Genomic DNA, 19,219 nt, shown 5'->3' with positions numbered 1-19,219 from the left:
CTCTGGGAAGATTCGCACGAAAGTCGTTTGCAAATGGAGAGGTACCGAGGTGTACCGCTCCCCGGCTGCTGCCATCGAAGGCAACAGCCGTAGCTCTTGTGAGTCCGACCTGCATTTCACTCCGCATGGTGCGTCGGCTCAGGTCACGATCCGTCCCTTGGCCCGCGCTTCGTCGGCATAAGCTGAGAGTGGCTTGTCCGCGACGAAATGAAGGTCTCGCTCGACCGGAAGTCCGAGGCGACCTCGGACCTCCATGATTTCCGCAAGGCTGACGTAGCCGAGCTCGGGACAGCCAAGGCCGAGATCGCAGAGACCGAACAGCAGATCCGGTTCATCCGGATCGCATTCGGTGAGAAGCCATGTCGCGCCGCCATCTGGCGTAAATAGCTTCACCACAGGCAAGTGATCGGTGTCCGGATGAAGAGCGTTCACGAGAAGCTCGACGCGGTCGGAGACTGTCAGCAGGGAGCCCGTCTTCACTGGGACCCTCCCGCGGCCTTTTGAGCCCTGCTTTTCGTTGCGCGCTTGTCCGTCGCTCTCGTCGTGACCTTTTGAGGTGAGGCGTCGACGTCTTTCGATGAAGGCGCGGTAAGCGGCGCTGCGATGGCTTGGCCGGAGGGCTGTTCGAGGTATTCGCCCAAGGCGAGGTGATAGACACGCTCGAAGTCGCAGTAGCGACCCCACAGATCGCGAGCGAGGCCATCGGCGCCGGACTCGGCAAGGGCGTCGATGAAGCGTTCCAGTGTGAAAGCTTGGAATGCGACACGGTTGGCGTCTTGGTCGTCGGCATCGATCAGTTCGTTTTCGTAGACTCGAAAGGCGGCCATGACCCTGCGATTGAGCCGAGGGCCGATGGCAATGAACATGGCCCGGGGCGTGAGGCCTTGGTCGACGGTCAGTTGGGCTAGCATATGCTCACGCCAAAGCTGCTCCAGCGCCAACGAACGGAGCGTCGGGCTGTCCGGGTCGACGAAGAGACCGACGGAGCGGCAAACTTCGTCGTAGCGATCCCGGAGCCTAGCCGCGGGTCCGCTCATGTCTTCGGAATATTTTGTCTCGACGAAGATAGTCCCATCTTCACGCTCAGGCGTGATGACGCGGATGGCGAGATCGAAGGCAGTGCCGTCATTGAGAAAACGTTCTTGGCGACGGCCGGGTGAGTGCTCGAAGATGAAACCTGTCACCTCATGAACGAAGCCTGGCAGCAGCTGACGCAGGGCGGCTGTGGCAAGCTTGAGGTCGAGGGCCATCGGCCCAAACAGGTTAAAGGTCAGCGGCATGGAGCTGAGGGCGTTGCCAAACAGTCGATCTTCGTCGATGGCGGCGCCTTCCTCCCGCATCAGCAACTCGCGACGAACGAGGGCATGGATTTCTGGCGAGAGGAAATTCCGCCCGGCACGCGCAGCGTCACGGCTGAGGTATGAATGAAGCTCCATGGTGACGGCGTCGTCGCCATCGCCGCGAACGTGCTGACCGGTGGGGATCTCGCGATCTCTCAGCCACAGGCATTGAAGAAGGCGAGCGGCGCGGCGGAAGCGCGTGTCGATTTCGAAGAATACGTTGTTACGGCGGACGATTTCGTCCGGGACGAGTGGTACGCGCGGCAAAGAAGTGAACTTGGTATACGTGATGGCGGTCATGAAGGGCTCCTGCGAAACTATGCGGGAGATTCAGGCGCAGACAGGAGTTCTTGCGACACGCAGCAAGAATCGCCGAACTCAAAGCGAATCGTGAAATCTAAGAAAGGTGGCAGGAGCGCCGCATGCGCGGCTACGGAACTGGTCACCATGAGTAGCGCTTGATGAGCGCTACGAAGTCGTTACTTGGCGGCTGTGGCGATTTGAGTGCTTATAACAGCAAGTTAGCAAGATCGAATTCGCCTCAAGCTTCAGACAGCTTAATCGAAACTGCTTCGACATCTGTATCGATGTGTGCTTTTGGGCGCAACTCATCAGCGTTGTGGCGGAGGCGATCCATGACAACCGCATCCGTCTTTATGAGCCTAACAAACTTTTCCAGGCCGCGCTGGGGAACAGGCGATGTTTCTCCGTCGATATGAATTGTCCCACGCTTTGGCCAAAAATTGTAGCGATCGACTTTGAGGTGGAAGGGCGTAAGCTTTTTGTACCAGATACCTTCAGCTTTCAGCCGCTTCATGGCGAGCAGTGTTTCATAAGGGGTGTCCGTTGCCATGGGATTATCTCCGAGAGAGCAGGATAGCGATGAGTGATAGTGGATAGAGGTGAGTAGTTTGGTGGATAAGACAGCCGCAGAGTGAGATAAGTCTCCGATTGGAGTGAGCTGCGGATGGTCAGCGCGTCAGGTGGAGAGAGGGAGTAGGATAATATAGGGGGCGGTCAGTAGCCGTTGACAGGACAGTGGCCGACAAAATGCGGATACCCCTATAGCGTTTTGCGGACCGAACACGGCGTCCACCAGCTAACGCTCTAGTAGCCTAGTCGCATCGGTTCGACCTCAATCCGAGACTAACGCAATACTTTGTATAAGGCGGAACCTAACTTGGCCGATTGTCTGGTGTTTCGAAGTTGAAGAAGCGTCTAAGAGGGGCGCCGACGCAATCTTGTTCATCGTCCGCAACCAGGCGGCAGATGCGACGAGGTCTGAGCGAGTGTATTCGATTCAGGCCTGTGAACCGCCGTAGCATTTGCCTCCAAGAGGCTTCCAACCCTGACCCCATCCACGGCGTTTGAAGCTCTTGCCGCTGCGAAGGAAATCAGCGTCGATCTGGGACCACAGTTGGGCGCCGATAGGGGTCAAAGTTCAGAGCCGCTACACAGGCTCCACATTGACGGAGCAGTGATGACCCTGTCCAATAAAGCTGAAATCGGCCGCTCGCTAGCCGGCGTTATGCTCAACTCGACGATGGGACAAGCAGAGTCCTTCTGATGATCCCGGAGTGGTCGGCCGAAAGCATCAAGGCGCGTGCGCTGAACTGCAGCTTGACTTCGGTAGACGCGGGCAGAGCTGACGTGGCCTTATCGAGATCGCTGACACTAAACCGCAGGTTTTTCAGTGCGTCGGCAAAATCAGCCGTGGTTGGCTCCATCCGCGCAGAAATTTTGATGTTCCAGGGAAGAGCGCCGAACACCGCTGTGATCGACAATTTTGCGTGTGCATCTTCGGTGCTGTCTGCCTCAACATCGAAGCGAACCGTCTGAAGCTCTTTCGAGAAGGCGCCCAGCAGCGTAAATTTCGAGCAAAGCAAGTCAGACCTGATGTGTAAGGTGATGACGGGATCATGCCGATCGAAGGCGCCAGCCAGCTCCCTTGGCAAATTTGTGTCGGAGTCAGACCATCCTCCCTTTAATCTAGTGGTGGCATTCTCAATCATGACGGCGCCGTTCTGGGTGTCGACCCATGCCTCTCCGTTCATAGCTCGCAGAACGTGAATGGCGTTAGCCAGTTGAGAATGAGGCACCACAATGTCCAATTCTTTTGGGATCTCATTGCTGGCGATCTGCGAGAGGCCCTGGATGTGTCCGCCCATCGCAAAGCCATTCCAGATCCGTGCGCCATGATACGTTCGCTCATCTGAAATACGGCGCTGCCGCAGCACGGTCGCATCGTGTAAGCAAGTACTAAGAGTCTTGCCAAAAATTCGGTGTCGCCTCGTCAAAAGTGATGTCGGCAACAAGGCCGTTTCTACGGCTTTGCATTGAGACCGGTAATCCTCGTTTGTCCAGCTAAGTTCTTGGGATGCTCGGTCAAGTCGAAAGGACCAACGACCCAAAAGCAATTTCCCCAGCTTTGTCAAATAAGATCGGTCGGTCACGATCGCGAACTCGCGATCGTCCGATGTCAGAGCGTCGAGCAGCGAGATCGACCCTTCCAGCCATAGCGTGCCGGTTTCATCCGTCACGCGAGCGGTCAACCGACCATGACGGATTTGGAGATGGAGCTGGTTGGTGGGACGGCGCGGGAGATCAAGAGTGTGGAGTAGTCGCCCAAACGACTGCGCATCGACGTCAAATTTGATGAAGGGCTCGTATTTCGAGTTGGGGTCACGATCGACCCAGAAAATCATCGACAGTTGAGAGTCGGAAAGGTCCGCGTCATCTGACGGACCAAGTTCATTCGAAATTAGCATGATTGGCTCCGCCGGAATATAGAGTCCAGCTACGTCCATTGCACTGGAAAGTTCAAGCTCGCAGCCTATAAAGCAGAATCATATTGGCAAAATCCAAAAAATCTGCCCGTCAAAAGCGAATAACAGATGATCGATCTTACTGAGAAGTACCGTCCAAAACGGTATGCGGACGTAGTGGGCCAAGAAAAGGTAGCCGACGAACTTCGGTCTCAAAGCTTCCGAGACAAACAATCGATTATTCTCCTCTCCGGGCCGCATGGAACTGGAAAGACCTCGCTGGGCCTCATTTATGCGCGCAGCTTGCTTTGTCTTTCGCCAAAAGACGGAGAATGGTGCGGAACCTGTGAGGCGTGCGTCTCATACTCCAAAGAGCGCAACTACGACTTCCACTATGTTCCCTGTGGGGAGAGGTCGAGAATCGAGGACATTAGAGACGTGCTGGATCAAATCAAAACAGCGCCTCTCCTTTCGCGAAAACGAGTGCATGTCCTCGATGAAGTCGCAGGCCTCTCCAAAAAAGCGTTCGAGGCGTTGCTGAACGTCACGGAAAACACGCCTCATTTATCGTCGCTCATTTTACTGACGACAAATCCAGAGCACATCTCGCCGCCGCTTTTCTCACGACTGACGGAATTCAAGACAAAATTGATTGGCGTTGAGGCTGCCGTCCAACATCTATCAAGGATCTGTTCAGCCGAGGAGATCCCGTACGAGCGAGACGGCCTGATCGTTCTTCATGCGGAGCTCAAGGGCCATGTCCGGTCCATGGTTGGTGCTCTGCAGAAATGTGCGTCATACGGTCGTGTCGACGTATCGACAGTTAAGGGCATGTTGGGTCTCAATGTCATGTCCCAACTCGACGAATTCTTTGACGCGCTTTGTCGTGGCGATCTGCAGGCGCAAATCGATGTGATCCAAGCGTGGGATGAGAATGCAACGCGAAAGTTGACGCTGCTGCACCGCTATCTCGTTGAGTGCTACTTCAGCGAGATTAGGCAGATTCGAAGTGGAGACCTACTGATGCACGGCGCTGATGCAGCATCACGTCTTGGCCTCATAACATTGTTGGAATCGCGTGCTGTTGAGTTGCAGGCGGATCTTGGTTCCCTGTGGCAGGGGCTGATTGACAAATATGAGCCGCGAGATTCGATAACGGACCCTCAATTAAGGATGGTGATCACCAAGGCCAATGATGCATTGGGAAAACCGACGGCTATTCGCCGTATCAAACAGAAGAAGCAAGGGTCAAAGCGTCTAATTGGTGTTGGTAGTGCCGAGGTCCAAGCCGGTTATCTTCCTTGGAGCAAGATCGAACCGCATTGGCGCGCAGCATCGTTTCTGATGCAGCACTACGGCCAGACTTTCAACGTACGCACGACGGTTCATCACCATGGTACCGCGCAAGGAGACCACGAGAGTGGAGCCGATTTGGTGTCTCAATTCACGCATCAATTGGGAATGCGGATATCGGAATGGTGGATAGGGACTGAGCAAGACCCTGACCGGTTTCATTGGGAATACCGACACGAAACCGATGAGTATGGTTGGCTCGTCACGCGAATTGCTATTGCAATGCCGTACCAGTTCATAAAGAGAGCGCAGCGGTGGGCGAGCAAATTCTTTGTTGCCCGTCAGCAAAGACGGGAAGTCCTACGCTATCATTTCGCTTTCCGGACGGATGCCACGAGCCAAACTAGGTTTCATTGGCAGTCAATCCGCGCCTTCAGCCGCTCCCTTGATCCGTCGGTCTTGGCCAAATCGGAACGCGGAGACTTTGCGCCGTTGACGGACCTTCTCAACATACCGCGGCGTTTGCAGGCGCCGGTAGCCGCCGGCGTGAAATGCGCTCGGGCGCGCGGATCTTCCAAGACCTTAACACCGACTGCGCAACGCAGAGCACATCAAGGCCTAATGCCCTTCCTAAGCGCACTGCAGGATCAGGTTTGGAAGTCCATCGATAGTGGTTGGGAGTTGGTGGAACATTTGGATCGTCTTCGCGAGCTTGAACGGCGCGGCGATATCGAAGCGAAGCTCCGCGCTCGATTCAATCAACACGACCAACTCGACGTCGCGAAGTACACTCACGAACTCGCTGCATTGCGCGCGTCATACCCATCCGACCCGCGCAAGATGCTGCGAAGTTGGGGCGCATGGTGGCGAGAGCCTTAAGCCAGTCCCTTATCGCATTGCCGGAGTGCAGGAGACAAAAATATAAATAAAATCAGTAGCATAAATGACGATAGCAGATCGCCTAGCGAACTATGATCCTGCATAATAGCGCTCGAAAACCTGCAAACTGGGAATCCTGCAAACTGTGCGATGCTGCGGTGGTGGATGCGCTGTCGATGGGCGCCGAACCGGACGGGCCCGCGGGTAATGGAGAGGTGATGCTCACTCTGATGGCGATAACGTGGGCTGTTCCCGGACGGACCGTTGCTGGCCCTCACCTGTCTGCCGCACACTAACTCTTTCTCGGCCGTGGATCTGTTGCCGGCGCAGTGCCACGTGGACGTCGCCCAGGAAAGGTGCGCCCGTCGTACCACTCGTCATCGCGCTGGTGCATTGCGGCGCGACGCCAAAGGTGAGGCATTGAGGTCCTGGCCAATCCCTTTAACGCCCTTAGTACAGCGACGCGATGCCTCTTTTCCACGGCTTCAATGCCGTAGACGATCTGGCAAAGCATTTCGGTCGAATGTATCGCGCCGGGCGATTCGTCGAAAATAGCCTTCAAAGTCTGCGCGACGTGTCCCGGCCCTCGACCCAAGCTCTCTCCCCGCCGAATCTAAATGTTTCCCTTTTATGTTTAGATTACAATCATTGGGATCACGACATTGCAACACCTCAACGTCCGGCACTGACCATGCTGGGGCGTGAGGAAGCGCGTCCAGTGCAGATCAGGGAGGCTGGTTTGATGAAAGCAAGGCAGGATCGGATGAAGTCATTTGATGCAGACTTTTTCCAACGCGTATTCGGAAAGGAGCCGGCCGCAAGCCGTAGGCCAGTTGCCCAAAAGACCAGTCAACCTCCTGTTCGTAGGAGCGCAGCAAACCACCACAAAAACGACGGCGTTCCGGAGTGGTTTATCAATGAAGCTGCTTACATCAGGCATTTTGGCTACTGATTGGGGGTCGGCTTTATGACGCTAACTTTGACGAGGCACGCGGGTGTTCGACTGGCGCACCCCCACCCGGCGGCTGTCTGTTCAACCGGTCGACATCGATACATTCTTCTGGTACAAAGGGGTAATCGTTGGTGGCTGTAAGTATCTGATTTTGCTAATCTTAAGAGGAGTGAGAGACAATCCTTTCCTGGGCACCACCCCCTTTTTAAGCGATTGAAATCGCTCAGTATCCGGAGGGCGGGTGCGGGCAAGCCGTCACCCAGCGAGGGTAGAGGCGAGACAGCGATTATACCGTTGGCCCTCATTTCTCGTCGTTAGACGCGACGGACGTAATCTCGTTCGATCCAAATCGAGTGCATGTAGCTGGACTCCTCGACCACCTCGCCGACTTCGAGTTCGACCAGATCTCCCTTGAGATCGACGATCGGAAAATGGCGGCCGAGACATCTCGTGAGGAGTGTCCGCGTTCCCATGTCTTCCGGTAGCGCATCCGGAATCGCCACCACTTCGACTCTGTCCCCGATCTTCATTCCACCACCTCAGGACGGGCTTGACGAGCTTGGCAGGCATCCTGCTCAGCCGGCGCTCGCGATCGTTCTCCCGTGTGGCCGCCGCTCCAGTGCGCCGCAAACTTCGGGTTCTCCAGGGGTCGGCCCGAAGGCTTCGCGCTTCGCCTTAGATCGCCCATCCGTCGGCGGGATAGGCGATTGTCTCCGCGGGCACGATCGCCGCACCGAGCCCGTTGCAGAATCGGCTGGAATAAAAGGCGAGCGGGCAACCGTCTCGCTGCCGGCACCAGCGGACCTCGCCAATGAACAGCGTGTGGTCGGCGACGTCAATTGATCGGACCACGTCGCAAGCGAACTGGGCGATCGCTTGCGACAGGACGGGAAACTCTTCCCGTTTGACCAGCGATGGCGAGCCTTTGGCCCGCGGCCTGCCGGAGAAGTGCGCGCAGAGTGCGAGATCTTCCGCGTGAAGGACATTCACGGCGTAACGCTTCGAATCCATGATCGCCTGCCAGGTCCGCCCTCGCATCATCGACACCAGCACGGTCGGCGGCTTGGTGGAGACGGTTGTGAAGCTGTTGGCCGTCATGCCGACCGGAGTGCCGTCGCGGTCGATGCTCGCCACGACTGTCACGCCTGTGGGGAATCGCGCAGCGGCCGCCCGGAAGCTCGCCGGATCGGGATGCGGGTTCATCGATAGCGCTCCATGGCGAAACGGCAAGAGGTCGCGCCTCTCGGCGTGTGGCTCGAGAGATGGTTTGTCGGCAGGCAGCCGCTACCTGGTGCAAGTGGACCGTACGGCCGGCTCGCGATCATTGTTGCGTCAGGCGGCGAGCGGCGCGCGCCTGTCGATCCAAGCGTGGATGCGCTTGTCGGTCGCGACACGATCCCACTGACGCTCCGGGTAGTTGAAATTATCGGTGAACTCGTCGCAGAGTTCCCGGTCCTGCGCCATGGCGAGGATCAGCCGACCCATCGCCTCGGACGGCGGCCGCAGCATCAGATTCGTCCAGCGCGCAGCCCCGAAGACGCGATTTTCGCGGGCGCGATCCACCTCCTCAACGAAGCGAGCGTCGAAGGCCACCGTTTCCACGATCGCCTTGCCGAGTTCGAAGGCGGCGTAGGAGGCGATGTTGGCGCCTTGGCCCATCAGCGGGTCGACCACTGAATGTACGTCGCCCAGCGCGACGGCGAATTTCTCGCCATCGAAGGCGACCGACGATTGCCGCACGGTCGGCACCACCGCGCCTTGGAGCAGGTCGAGCGGCTGGGCAAGCCCGAAGCGATGGGTGTCGATCCGGTCGTAGGTGTGCGGGTGATGCTCTTCCAGCTTGTCGAGAATTGTCTGGCGGAACGCTGCGGGGTCCGCGTCGTAGCTCAGCGAGACCAGATCGGCCATGTCGCCGCCGGGAATGTTCTCCATCAGGAGCGCCGTCTTCATGCCGCTGAATGACAGCGTTGGAATGACGATCATCTCGCCATGTCCGGGCGACACCGAGAGCGTGACACCGCGCGGGTCGTCACCGTCCGGGCTGCCGTGATCGACGCCGTCATAGAGGCCCACGCAGAGCAGGCGCTGTGGCTGGCTGTAGGGGGACAACTCCGGCCGATGGGCGAACATTCGCCCGAGCGCACCTTTGCCGGTCGACACGACGAGAAGGTCAAAGCGTGAAACCAGAGCCGGGATGTCGTCGTCCTGGATGCTGGCATATTCGATGCTGCCGCCGCGATCCTCGAAATCCTTCATCAGCGCGGGCAGGTACATGCGGTAATCCACTGCCCGGCTGGGCTTCTTGAACGCGCCGCGAAACAGCAGCCCGTTGCCCGGGAAATTAAAGAAATGGTCGTGGTGGTGGTAGATCGTGGCGGCGTCATCCCAATGGTTCACGCCTAGCTCGTTCTCACGCGCGATCGTGACGCTGTGATGGGCGACCGTGTTCATCAGCCGTGCCGAGGCGTACTGCTCCGGAGTGCGGTCGGTCAGCACCGTCGCCTGGATCCCATGCCGTTGCAGATAAAGAGCCAGATGCAGGCCCCCGATTCCGGCGCCGACGATCCCGATCGATTTGTTCATTGTTGATCCTCCCTGGTTACCGAGAGGCTAGACCGGATCGACTGTGTCCATGTAGGGAATGATAAGAATATTACAAATTCCTGGGAGGAATGCATGGATCGGATCGATGCGCTGCAAACCTTCATTCGCGTGATGGAGGCCGGCAGCTTCAGCCAGGCCGCGAGCGATCTGGGCCTCGGACAGCCGGCCATCAGCAAGCGCGTGGCGCTGTTGGAGGCGGAGTTCGGCTGCCGGCTGTTCGTCCGCACCACGCGCAAGGTTCGTCCGACGCCGGAAGCCGATCGCGTGCTCAAGCTCGCCAAGGATATCATCGCGCTGTTGGAAAGTGCCAGCACGCCGGCGCAGAGCCGGGTTCGCAGTCCGTCGGGGACCTTGCGGATCACTGTGCCGACCTCGTTCGGTCGGTATTTTTTCCGCGGCATTTTCGCAGAATATCTTCGCCGCTATCCCGACGTGCGGCTCGATGCGAGCTTCACCGAGCAGTTCGTAGACCTGGTGGAGACCGGGACGGAGCTGGCAATTCGGATCGGAATGCTGAACTCCAGCTCGCTGGTGGCGCGGCGCGTCGGCACCATCAAGCGCCTCCTGGTGGCGGCCCCTTCACTGCTCGCACGGCATCAAGCCCCGCTCCTCCCCGACCATCTGCGCCGCATGCCGAGCGTAACGTATTCACGCTTGTCGCCGCGGAATCAGTGGACGTTCGAAGCCGAGACCGGCCGCCATGTGGTCGAGATCGCGCCGTCGATGACCTGCGACGACGCCGACGTGATGACGCTCGCGACGGTTGAGGGGCTCGGTGTCGCGGTGCTGCCAAGCTGGTGCGCCGTCGAACACATCGCCGCAGGCCGGCTTGTTCATCTGCTGCCGGATTATGCGGTACCATCGCTACCGATGCATCTCGTCTATCCTGACCCGCATTGGATGTCGCACCGCGCGAGACTATTCCGCGATCTGATCATTGAGCGTGCCGACATGTTTGCGATTGGCTGAACACGTCGGCCGATGCGGCGAATTTGAGAACGCTGGCGATCGCCGCCGCAGCCTCTGCCGTCACACGATCCGCCGGCCCGCGCGTCGCGCGATCGGCCGCTGCACGAAATACATCGCGATCATCGAAATAATGGTCGTTGCGACGACGATATAGCCCAGCCGGTCGAAATGCAGCAGCGAACCGTCGGGATTTTCCGCGATGATCGCCGCCGCAAAGACCGAGCCCAGCCCGCCCGACAGCTGCTGCACCGAGGCCGAGATCGCGCTGAACGATCCGCGCTGGCTGGCGTCGGGAATCGCCGACATCAGGGCCTGGGACGGGATCATGCGCGAGAAGATGCCGATGAACATCAGCACATTGACCACGATCGCGGTCAGCAGCGAGACATGGCCAAGGTTGGTGTAGATCAGCACCATGATGACGGACACCACGCAGCCGAACACGAAGGTCGGATATTTGCCGAACGCATCGCTGGCGCGGCCGACTAGCGGCCCGATGATGATGCTGAACAGGCCCGAGACGAGATAGATCGTCGGCAGGTGGACGATGTCGATGCCGAGATTGTGCACGGTGAAGGCGCTGCCGAACGGCATCAGCATGAAGCCGCCGGTCGCGAGCAGCGTGGTCACCAGGAAAGCCAGCGTGTAGCGCGGCTGGCCCACGGTTGCGATCAGATGGCGGAACGGATTGCTGTCGTGCTGCAATTTGAGATGGGCATCGACCGGCTGCATCGCGATCGCAATCGCGGCGATCGCCGCAATCGACAGGCCGACGATGGCCACGAAGCAGATGTGCCAGTTAAAGTGATTGGCCAGGAACAGGCCGGCCGGGACGCCGAGCACCTGGCTCGCGGCGAACGCCGTCTGCAGGATGCCCATGGCGCGGCCGCGCTGTTGCAGCGGGAACAGGTCGGTGACGATGGCAAGCACGACGGAGCCGATCACCCCGCCGAAAACGCCGGTGACGATGCGGCCGAGCAGCAGCACGTGAAAATTCTGCGCCAGCGCGCAGAGCACGGTGCCGAGCGTGAAGCCGACGTAGAAGAACAGCAGCAGCCGCTTGCGGTCGAAGCGATCGGCAAAGCCGGCGGCGAGGACGCCGGAAATCCCGGCCGCGAACGCGTAGGCCGAGACCGCGACGCCGAATTGCCCGGCCGTGATGTTCAGCGACGGCATCAGGATGGCGCCGAGCGGCGACATGATGATGAAGTCGAGGATCAGCGTGAATTGCGTGAAGGCAAGCAGCGCGATCAGGAACGATTGGTACCGCGAGAAGCCGCGCTCCTGCTGGTCGTCGATCGGCGCGGCGATGGTCTGGTCGGACATAAGGCTCATTTCATTGGGAAGGCGGGTTCGGGCTGGCAACAGATAGGGTCGGCGCGGCCCGATTTCATGGGGCGCGCGGGCAACAGTTCCCTCGAAATTGAACGCGTCACGGCAATGACTTGGCCCCCGACTTGGCCGCGTGCCCACGTCGAACTTGGCGAGAAAATGGGGACAGCGGCGCACCCGAGACGCCATGGCGATTTTGTTTCCGGTTGTGTCGGTCGATAACTGCAACGGGTGAATGCTGTACTTCACAACCTTGAAAGCGTACGCACGTCAAGGATGTGAATCATGCGGATGCATCTCATGGTTCCGTCTGTGGCGACCGCGCAACAGGTCGCTGCAAATCGTTTCAAGCTTGAATGGAGCGATCGGCGGAGCTGAGGGCGGGGCGGGGGTAGCAGGTGGCGCGAGGCCGGGGGCTCGGTTTCGCGCCGACGTTGGAGTAAGGGCATGGTTTCCTCGCGGCTCGCGGCGATCGTGTCGTGCACGGCTTTAAGTGGCGGTTGCCTGTTGTCCGCGTCGCCCGCGTTGGCCGCCTGCGACAGTCTCGCGCCGGCGAGCGGGCAGACGGTAACCTGCTCGAGCGCAGCGCCGAATCCCTCGCCGACCGGCGTGCAGGCCGCTGCCGGCAGCTCGAACGTCACCGTGAACGTGCTGCAGGGCGCCGGCATCACGCCCGGCGCCGGAGCGACCGCGATCGGGCTTGTCTCCGGCAGCGCCGCCACCAACAACGGCACGCTGACCGTCAGCGGCGGTGGCACCGGTATCTTCGGCAGCGGCGACGGCAACGTCTTCACCAACGGCGCGTCGGGCGTGATCACGACCTCGGGCGCCGGCAGCAATGCGATCGCCGCCAGCAGCAACGGCAACACGCTGATCAACAACGGTGCGATCACGACGCAGAACGGCACCTCGCGCGGCCTTGCCATCACCGGTCTCACGCAGCACAACAACAACGCGCTGATCAATACCGGGACGATCACCACCCAGGGCCCGCAATCGCACGGCCTTTATGTGCAGACCGGCGACAGCAACACCTTCACCAATAGCGGCACCATTATCACGGCCGGCGCAGGCGCCCGTGCGATCTTCTCCGCCGGCCAGTTTGCGACCATCACCAATACCGGCACGTTGCTGACGACCGGTGGCGACGCGGGCGGCACCGCCAACAACACCGTGTTCATGCAGGGCAATGCGGGCGTGTTGCGCAACAGCGGCACGATCGAGGCGCGCGGCGTCAATGCCGACGGCGTGTTCTCCAACACCGCCGGATCGTCGTTCACCGCCCGCATCGAGAATCTCGCCGGCGGCAAGATCATCAGCCAGGCGGGACCTGCGATCCGCACGCTCAACGGCGCCACCACCATCGTCAATGCCGGCCTGATCGCCGGCAACAGCGGCACGGCACTCGCGGGCGGCGGCGGCGCGGTGACGATGATCCTGCAAACCGGCTCGCAGATCGTCGGCGTTGCCGACGGCGGCGGCGGCAACAACCAGGTGCGGCTGCAAGGCAGCGGCACGGCCAACAATGCGTTCGCGCGATTCCAGACGTTGACGATGGAGGGCAATGACTGGACCTGGGCCGGCGCCGGCACCTTCGCCAACACCTTCGTCAACAGCGGCTCGCTGACGCTGCAGACGTCGCTGACCGGCAATGTGTCGATCGCGGCCGGCACCAGCCTGCTGGCGGGCAACGGCGCCAATCCGTCGATCACGCCGTTTCCGGGCGGCCCGCCGATCACCGTCACCAATGCCGGCGTCATCAACCTGACCAATGGCGGCGCTACCGCGGCGAACAGCCTGACCATTGCCGGCAACTATGTCGGCAATGGCGGCGGGCTCTATCTGCGCACCGTGCTCGGCGGCGATGGCTCGCCGTCGGATCGGCTCGTCATCTCCGGCGGCAATGCGTCGGGCTCGACCGCGGTGACCGTCACCAATGCCGGCGGCGCGGGCGCATTGACCAGCGCCGACGGCATCATGGTGGTGCAGGCCGTCAACGGCGGCACCACGGCTGCGGGCGCATTCGGCCTCTCCAACGCCGTCGTCGCGGGCGCGCACGAATATCTCTTGTTCCGCGGCGGCGTCTCCGCCGGCAGCGCCGACAACTGGTATCTGCGCTCGACATTGTTGCCCGGCACGGCGTCGCCTGCGCCGCCGGCTGCGCCCGCACCGGCGCCGCCCTCATCGCCCAACGTGGTGCCGCCGCCTCCGGGGCTGCCTGCGGAGGATCTGTCGTCGCTGACGCCGCCGCCGGCGGGCGCCGCGCCGGTCCAGCTCTACCGTGAGGAGGTGTCGGTCTATTCGGCGCTGCCGCAGGTGGCGCAAAAGCTCGGGCTGGCGACGCTCGGCACCTTCCATCAGCGCCAGGGCGATCAGGCCTTGCTGACCAGCGGCGGCGAAGAGCTGGCGGCGTGGGCGCGTGCCTACGGCTCGCACAGCTCGCAGAGCTGGGCCGGCGCGGTCAGCCCCGCCTTCGACGGCACCATGGCCGGCGTGCAGGTCGGCGTCGACATCCTGCGCTTCCAGTCCGCGCCCGAGCATCATGATCGCGCCGGCTTCTTCTATGCGTATGGCTGGGCCAGCGGCAACATCAGCGGCTTCGCGCTCGGCCTGAACGACGTCCGCACCGGCACGCTCTCGATCGACAGCCAGAACATCGGCGGCTACTGGACCCATGTCGGCCCGTCGGGCTGGTATGTCGACGCCGTGCTGATGGGCAGTTTCTACGGCGCAAGCCCGCAGTCGGATCGTCAGGTCGGCGCACGGGTGTCGGGCACCGGCGTCGCTGCATCGCTGGAAGCCGGCGCGCCGATCCCGCTGAACAGTTTTCTCGCGATCGAGCCGCAGGTGCAGCTGATATGGCAGCGCCAGTCGTTCGACAGCTTCAACGACATGTTTTCGAGCGTCGCGCTCGGCAGTGCCGATACGCTGACCGGGCGGCTCGGCGTGCGCATTCCCTCAACCTTCGTCGTCGGCACGGCCGAACTGCGTCCCTATCTCGAGGCCAATCTCTGGCACACGGCCGCGAATGACCGCAGCATCGCGTTCGCGACGACGGACCTGATCGGCGTGCAAAGCCGCGGCACCGCCGTCGAGATCGGTGCCGGCATCTCCGCGCAGCTCAATCGCACGATCCGCGCCTATGCGAGCGCCGGCTACACGACCTCGGTGGATAGCCTCCATCGCGAGGATATCACCGGCCGCTTCGGCCTCCGCGTCAGCTGGCAATGATGGCGCGCCCTCGCGAGGGCGCGCGGCGGGGATAGCAACCCATTGTCTCCGCTGTACAATAGCGGTACACCCTGAACTATCTGTGTCGGAACAATTAAGGATTCCCGCTGCTCGTGTCCGGCCCTGACGGGCCCCGATAACAATGCGCGATCCGAAGACCGGCGCATGCTCGCCTGTCGGCGGATTGGACGGTAGTTTATTCCGACAGCGATTCGACGAGGTTTTTGACAGCATGACCATCCGCCTGCATCGCGGCGACCTGCCCGATCTGTCCCGCTACACCGACTCGGTGGCGATCGACACCGAGACCATGGGGCTGCATCCGCACCGTGACCGGCTCTGCGTGGTGCAGATGTCGAACGGCGACGGCACCGCCGACGTGATCCAGATTCCGAAGGGCCACACCGATTCGCCGAACCTGAAGGCGCTGCTCGCCAATCCCAAGATCACCAAGATCTTCCATTTCGCACGGTTCGACGTCGCGGTGCTCTACAACACGTTCGGCGTGATGCCGACGCCGGTCTATTGCACCAAGATCGCCTCGCGGCTGTCGCGCACCTACACCGATCGCCACGGCCTGAAGGATCTGGTGCGCGAGGTGCTGAACGTCGAATTGTCGAAGCAGCAGCAGTCGAGCGACTGGGGCGCGCAAAGCCTCAGCGAGGCCCAGCTCGCCTACGCCGCCTCCGACGTGCTGCATCTGCATGCGCTGCGCGAAAAGTTGAATGTCATGCTCGCGCGCGAGGGGCGGACCGATCTCGCCCAGGCCTGCTTCGATTTCCTTCCCGCCCGTGCCAGGCTCGATCTCGACGGCTGGGAGGCCGAGGACATTTTCGCTCATTCATGATGAGCGCCGAATTCGTCGCGGCCGGGGCAGTTCCGCCCCGTTTCGGCCAAACTGTTCACGCGTGGTCCGCTGCGGGGGCGCGAGGTGAGGTCCGGGCTGCATATTTGGGCGGCTCCGGCTAGAATAGGGGCAGTTTCGCGCCTCTGGAGCTCAGGTGAATTCGGTTCAGAATCCAGCCTATGTCACGGGCCTCGAGGCGCGCTTTGCCGCCGCCGCGCGGCACAGCCGCATGGTGCGGATCCTGCGCGTCGCGGTTCCCGCGATGGTCGGGCTGGCGATGGCCGTGATCATCTACATCGCGCTCTTCAATCCGTTCCACGACCTGATCCCCAAGCTACCGCTCGAGATGGATAACCTCGTCGTGTCCGGCACCAAGATCACGATGGAAGCGCCGCATATCGCCGGCTTCTCCAACGACGGACGGCCCTACGAAATGTGGGCCAAGGCGGCGATCCAGGACGTCACCGATCCTGACCATGTCGAGCTGAAGACGATCCGCGCCAAGGTGGCGCAACAGGATCAGTCGACGGTGACGATGGATGCGCGCACCGGCTTCTTCGACAACAAGAAGCAGCTGCTCGACTTGCGCCAGGACATCTTCCTGCAGTCGTCCACCGGCTATGAGGCCAGGCTGACGCAGGCCTTCGTCGACATCAACAAGGGCAACGTGTCGTCGGACGAGCATGTCGACGTCAAACTGCTCGACGGCACGCTGACCGCCGACAGGCTCCGGATCTACAACAGCGGCGAGCTGGTGCGGTTCGAAGGCAATGTCGTGATGAATCTCGACAAGCTCGGCGACAACAATGCTGCCCCGCCGGCCGAGCCCGCTCCGCCGCCGCCGCCGAAGCCGCGCAAATCCGCCAACACGAAATGATTTTGATGATGAGACGTTTTCCGCACGGCATGGCAATTGCGGCGTTCCTGCTCGCGCTTTTCGCCGCGAGTGCCGCGTTCGCGCAGGGCTCGATGAGCGGCGTGCCCAACGCCATGCAGGGCTTCTCGCAGAACCGCGACCAGCCGATCCAGATCGAGGCTGCTTCGCTCGAAATGCGCGACAAGAAAAAGGAGGCGACCTTCGCCGGCAATGTGAAGGTCGTGCAGGGCGACACCACCATGACGTCGAAGACGCTGGTCGTGTTCTACGAGGATAAATCGACCCAGGCGCCGGCGCCCGCCCCGGCCGGCACCAAGGGGGCAAACGCCAAGGGCGCCGCGCCGATGCAGACGGCAACCCCGGGCCCCGGCGGCGCCTCCTCGATCAAGCGGCTGGAGGCGAAGGGCAATGTCGTCGTGACCCAGAAGGATCAGGTCGTCACCGGCGAGACCGCGATCTTCGACACCAAGACCAATTTGATCACGATGCTCGGCGGCGGCGGCAGCCAGGTGGTACTGACCCAGTGCCAGAATGTGCTGCGCGGCGACCGCCTTTTGGTCGACATGACCACCGGCGTCTCGCGCGTCGAAGCCGACAATGGCAAGGTGCAGGGCCTGTTCATTCAGTCGCCGGGCGGACAGAGCGGCAAGTGCGGCACGCCGGCCGCCCCCGGCTCAGCCCCGGCCCCGTCGCCGATGCAGCTGCTTCCGGGCGGCAAGTCCAAGTAAGCTTCACGTAAGGTCAAGCAGAATCAATCAGTTAGATAATATTCTGCGGCCGCGTGGTTGAAGCCGGCGGGGCGAGACTGTATCTACTGCAGCGGCCCGGCCGAACAATGCGCCTCGAGGGGGAATTATGTCGGCCGGGACAGGGGCATCCATTCATTCAAGGCGCGGGTGATCGCGCTTTGCCGTGTTGTTCGAGCATGATCTCCGCGCAAACGCGTCCGCTTTTGTCGCGCGGGAAGGCCGGTATTCAGATTTCCGGCTCATGCTTGCGGCTTCGCACGCGAATCGATCGATGCGCAGGCGAGGTCGCGGGATCACCGTGAAAGGCTGAAGCGAAGCGGGGATGGTGGATTTTCTCGGCATGTTCCGGCGGCGCTCTGCGAAACGCAGTACCGGATTTGCGCGCTCGCATGACGACATCACGGCGCTCGATGACCAGTTCGGCGAGATGCTGACGTCTCCAGTGCGTGACGCGCCGCCGATGGCGCGCGCCGCGTCGGCTCCCGGCGTCGAGCTGCCGCGATCCCAACCGGCAGCAGCGCCGGCGCGTGCGAGGCCGGCCAGGAACAGCGCTCCCGCCGCGCCGCAGCTGATCAAGCGGCCGGGTTATCTGGCTGTGCATAGCGTGGAAAAGAGTTTTGGCAGCCGCCAGGTCGTGCGCGGCGTTAGCATCTATGTGCGCCGTGGCGAGGCGGTCGGCTTGCTCGGGCCCAACGGCGCCGGCAAGACCACCGTGTTCTACATGATCACCGGGCTCATCAAGGCCGATCGCGGCGCGATCGAGCTCGATGGCCACGACGTCACCAAGCTGCCGATGTATCAGCGCGCGCGCCTTGGCATCGGCTATCTGCCGCAGGAAGCCTCGATCTTCCGCGGCCTGTCGGTCGAGCAGAACATCCGCGCGGTGCTCGAGGTGGTCGAGCCCTCGAAGAAGAAGCGCGAGCACGAGCTGGATTCGCTGCTCGACGAGTTCAACATCACGCGGCTGCGCAAGAGCCCGTCGATCGCCCTGTCCGGCGGCGAGCGCCGCCGCGTCGAGATCGCGCGCGCGCTGGCGACGCGCCCCAATTACATGCTGCTCGACGAGCCGTTCGCCGGCATCGACCCGATCGCGGTCGGCGACATCCAGGACCTCGTCCGCCATCTCACCAACCGCGGCATCGGCGTGCTCATCACCGACCACAATGTCCGCGAGACGCTCGGGCTGACCGACCGCGCCTATATCGTCTATGCCGGTGAAATCTTGACTGAGGGAAGCCCGGAGGAGATCGTTAATGATCCCGATGTACGTCGGCTTTACCTTGGCGAGGAATTCCGCCTCTAGCGCTATTTTCCAATCCGTCAAGCCGTGTACAAGGGCTTCGGACTAATATAAGCAAGAATCGAGCCAACTTTTAGGATC

Annotated in this window: 16 protein-coding genes; 8 read left to right on the top strand and 8 right to left on the bottom strand. The window is 61.2% G+C overall.

The genetic code is table 11. The features are described from left to right. Positions 1-138 precede the first annotated feature (138 nt). From I6F38_RS19465 to I6F38_RS19450, 4 genes are all read right to left on the bottom strand, one after another. Positions 139-480: a DUF2958 domain-containing protein gene (locus tag I6F38_RS19465; RefSeq protein WP_225161460.1), complete on the bottom strand. Its 342-nt coding sequence runs from the start codon at positions 478-480 to the stop codon at positions 139-141. Next, positions 477-1,640 carry a hypothetical protein gene (locus I6F38_RS19460; protein ID WP_225161459.1) on the bottom strand — a complete coding sequence of 388 codons (1,164 nt, stop codon included), beginning with the start codon at positions 1,638-1,640 and terminating at the stop codon, positions 477-479. The genes I6F38_RS19465 and I6F38_RS19460 overlap by 4 nt, the downstream gene beginning before the upstream one ends. Before the next feature lie 241 nt (positions 1,641-1,881). Further along, a complete protein-coding gene (locus I6F38_RS19455) occupies positions 1,882-2,193 on the bottom strand; it encodes a hypothetical protein (protein WP_225161458.1) in 312 nt (103 codons plus the stop codon). Positions 2,194-2,872: 679 nt separating this feature from the next. Next, positions 2,873-4,108 carry a hypothetical protein gene (locus tag I6F38_RS19450; RefSeq protein ID WP_225161457.1) on the bottom strand — a complete coding sequence of 412 codons (1,236 nt, stop codon included), beginning with the start codon at positions 4,106-4,108 and terminating at the stop codon, positions 2,873-2,875. Between the two features lie 126 nt (positions 4,109-4,234). On the opposite strand from I6F38_RS19450, the gene I6F38_RS19445 reads away from it, so the two are divergent. Both I6F38_RS19445 and I6F38_RS19440 read left to right on the top strand, forming a co-directional pair. Next, entirely contained in the window at positions 4,235-6,277 is a 2,043-nt protein-coding gene (locus I6F38_RS19445) for an AAA family ATPase (protein WP_225161456.1), read from the top strand. A 466-nt stretch (positions 6,278-6,743) separates the two neighbouring features. Beyond that, positions 6,744-7,229: a hypothetical protein gene (locus I6F38_RS19440; protein WP_225161455.1), complete on the top strand. Its 486-nt coding sequence runs from the start codon at positions 6,744-6,746 to the stop codon at positions 7,227-7,229. Positions 7,230-7,543: 314 nt separating this feature from the next. Here the strand turns inward: I6F38_RS19440 and I6F38_RS19435 are convergent, their stop codons facing one another. From I6F38_RS19435 to styA, 3 genes are all read right to left on the bottom strand, one after another. Next, on the bottom strand, positions 7,544-7,759 hold the full coding sequence (locus I6F38_RS19435; RefSeq protein WP_092081115.1) for a hypothetical protein: 216 nt from the start codon (positions 7,757-7,759) through the stop codon (positions 7,544-7,546). A 145-nt stretch (positions 7,760-7,904) separates the two neighbouring features. After that, complete coding sequence (locus tag I6F38_RS19430; RefSeq protein ID WP_225161454.1) at positions 7,905-8,432, bottom strand: flavin reductase family protein; 528 nt, start codon at positions 8,430-8,432, stop codon at positions 7,905-7,907. Positions 8,433-8,561: 129 nt separating this feature from the next. Then, complete coding sequence (gene styA / locus I6F38_RS19425; protein ID WP_225161453.1) at positions 8,562-9,812, bottom strand: styrene monooxygenase subunit StyA; 1,251 nt, start codon at positions 9,810-9,812, stop codon at positions 8,562-8,564. A 93-nt stretch (positions 9,813-9,905) separates the two neighbouring features. Here styA and I6F38_RS19420 point away from each other — a divergent pair, with 93 nt between their 5' ends. After that, positions 9,906-10,802 (top strand): LysR family transcriptional regulator, encoded by an 897-nt coding sequence (locus tag I6F38_RS19420; protein ID WP_225161452.1) that lies wholly within the window; start codon positions 9,906-9,908, stop codon positions 10,800-10,802. Between the two features lie 60 nt (positions 10,803-10,862). Here the strand turns inward: I6F38_RS19420 and I6F38_RS19415 are convergent, their stop codons facing one another. Then, positions 10,863-12,128 (bottom strand): MFS transporter, encoded by a 1,266-nt coding sequence (locus tag I6F38_RS19415; RefSeq protein ID WP_225161451.1) that lies wholly within the window; start codon positions 12,126-12,128, stop codon positions 10,863-10,865. A gap of 453 nt (positions 12,129-12,581) precedes the next feature. Between I6F38_RS19415 and I6F38_RS19410 the strand changes: the two genes are divergently transcribed. The 5 genes from I6F38_RS19410 to lptB all read left to right on the top strand — a co-directional run bounded on the left by I6F38_RS19410 (position 12,582) and on the right by lptB (position 19,141). Beyond that, positions 12,582-15,365: an autotransporter outer membrane beta-barrel domain-containing protein gene (locus tag I6F38_RS19410; protein WP_225161450.1), complete on the top strand. Its 2,784-nt coding sequence runs from the start codon at positions 12,582-12,584 to the stop codon at positions 15,363-15,365. A gap of 232 nt (positions 15,366-15,597) precedes the next feature. After that, positions 15,598-16,212 (top strand): ribonuclease D, encoded by a 615-nt coding sequence (locus tag I6F38_RS19405; RefSeq protein WP_225161449.1) that lies wholly within the window; start codon positions 15,598-15,600, stop codon positions 16,210-16,212. A 154-nt stretch (positions 16,213-16,366) separates the two neighbouring features. After that, a complete protein-coding gene (lptC, locus tag I6F38_RS19400) occupies positions 16,367-17,089 on the top strand; it encodes an LPS export ABC transporter periplasmic protein LptC (protein WP_225161448.1) in 723 nt (240 codons plus the stop codon). Between the two features lie 5 nt (positions 17,090-17,094). After that, a complete protein-coding gene (locus I6F38_RS19395) occupies positions 17,095-17,817 on the top strand; it encodes an LptA/OstA family protein (RefSeq protein WP_225161447.1) in 723 nt (240 codons plus the stop codon). A gap of 343 nt (positions 17,818-18,160) precedes the next feature. Then, entirely contained in the window at positions 18,161-19,141 is a 981-nt protein-coding gene (gene lptB / locus I6F38_RS19390) for an LPS export ABC transporter ATP-binding protein (RefSeq protein WP_028341724.1), read from the top strand. The last annotated feature ends 78 nt before the right edge of the window (positions 19,142-19,219 follow it).

The sequence above is a fragment of the Bradyrhizobium sp. BRP56 genome, from assembly GCF_020194035.1.
GTDB lineage: Bacteria > Pseudomonadota > Alphaproteobacteria > Rhizobiales > Xanthobacteraceae > Bradyrhizobium > Bradyrhizobium australafricanum.
The sequence above is the reverse complement of the archived record's forward strand: the minus strand, read 5'-3'. Positions and strand labels throughout refer to the sequence as shown.

Excerpts from the sequence above, each read along its gene's own strand:
- I6F38_RS19395 (WP_225161447.1), top strand. The coding sequence starts at position 17,095 with ATGATGAGACGTTTTCCGCACGGCATGGCAATTGCGGCGTTCCTGCTC.
- I6F38_RS19460 (WP_225161459.1), bottom strand. The coding sequence starts at position 1,640 with ATGACCGCCATCACGTATACCAAGTTCACTTCTTTGCCGCGCGTACCA.
- styA (WP_225161453.1), bottom strand. The coding sequence starts at position 9,812 with ATGAACAAATCGATCGGGATCGTCGGCGCCGGAATCGGGGGCCTGCAT.
- I6F38_RS19420 (WP_225161452.1), top strand. The coding sequence starts at position 9,906 with ATGGATCGGATCGATGCGCTGCAAACCTTCATTCGCGTGATGGAGGCC.
- I6F38_RS19405 (WP_225161449.1), top strand. The coding sequence starts at position 15,598 with ATGACCATCCGCCTGCATCGCGGCGACCTGCCCGATCTGTCCCGCTAC.
- lptB (WP_028341724.1), top strand. The coding sequence starts at position 18,161 with ATGGTGGATTTTCTCGGCATGTTCCGGCGGCGCTCTGCGAAACGCAGT.
- I6F38_RS19450 (WP_225161457.1), bottom strand. The coding sequence starts at position 4,108 with ATGCTAATTTCGAATGAACTTGGTCCGTCAGATGACGCGGACCTTTCC.
- I6F38_RS19455 (WP_225161458.1), bottom strand. The coding sequence starts at position 2,193 with ATGGCAACGGACACCCCTTATGAAACACTGCTCGCCATGAAGCGGCTG.
- I6F38_RS19430 (WP_225161454.1), bottom strand. The coding sequence starts at position 8,432 with ATGAACCCGCATCCCGATCCGGCGAGCTTCCGGGCGGCCGCTGCGCGA.
- I6F38_RS19440 (WP_225161455.1), top strand. The coding sequence starts at position 6,744 with ATGCCTCTTTTCCACGGCTTCAATGCCGTAGACGATCTGGCAAAGCAT.
- I6F38_RS19445 (WP_225161456.1), top strand. The coding sequence starts at position 4,235 with ATGATCGATCTTACTGAGAAGTACCGTCCAAAACGGTATGCGGACGTA.
- I6F38_RS19435 (WP_092081115.1), bottom strand. The coding sequence starts at position 7,759 with ATGAAGATCGGGGACAGAGTCGAAGTGGTGGCGATTCCGGATGCGCTA.
- I6F38_RS19410 (WP_225161450.1), top strand. The coding sequence starts at position 12,582 with ATGGTTTCCTCGCGGCTCGCGGCGATCGTGTCGTGCACGGCTTTAAGT.
- I6F38_RS19415 (WP_225161451.1), bottom strand. The coding sequence starts at position 12,128 with ATGTCCGACCAGACCATCGCCGCGCCGATCGACGACCAGCAGGAGCGC.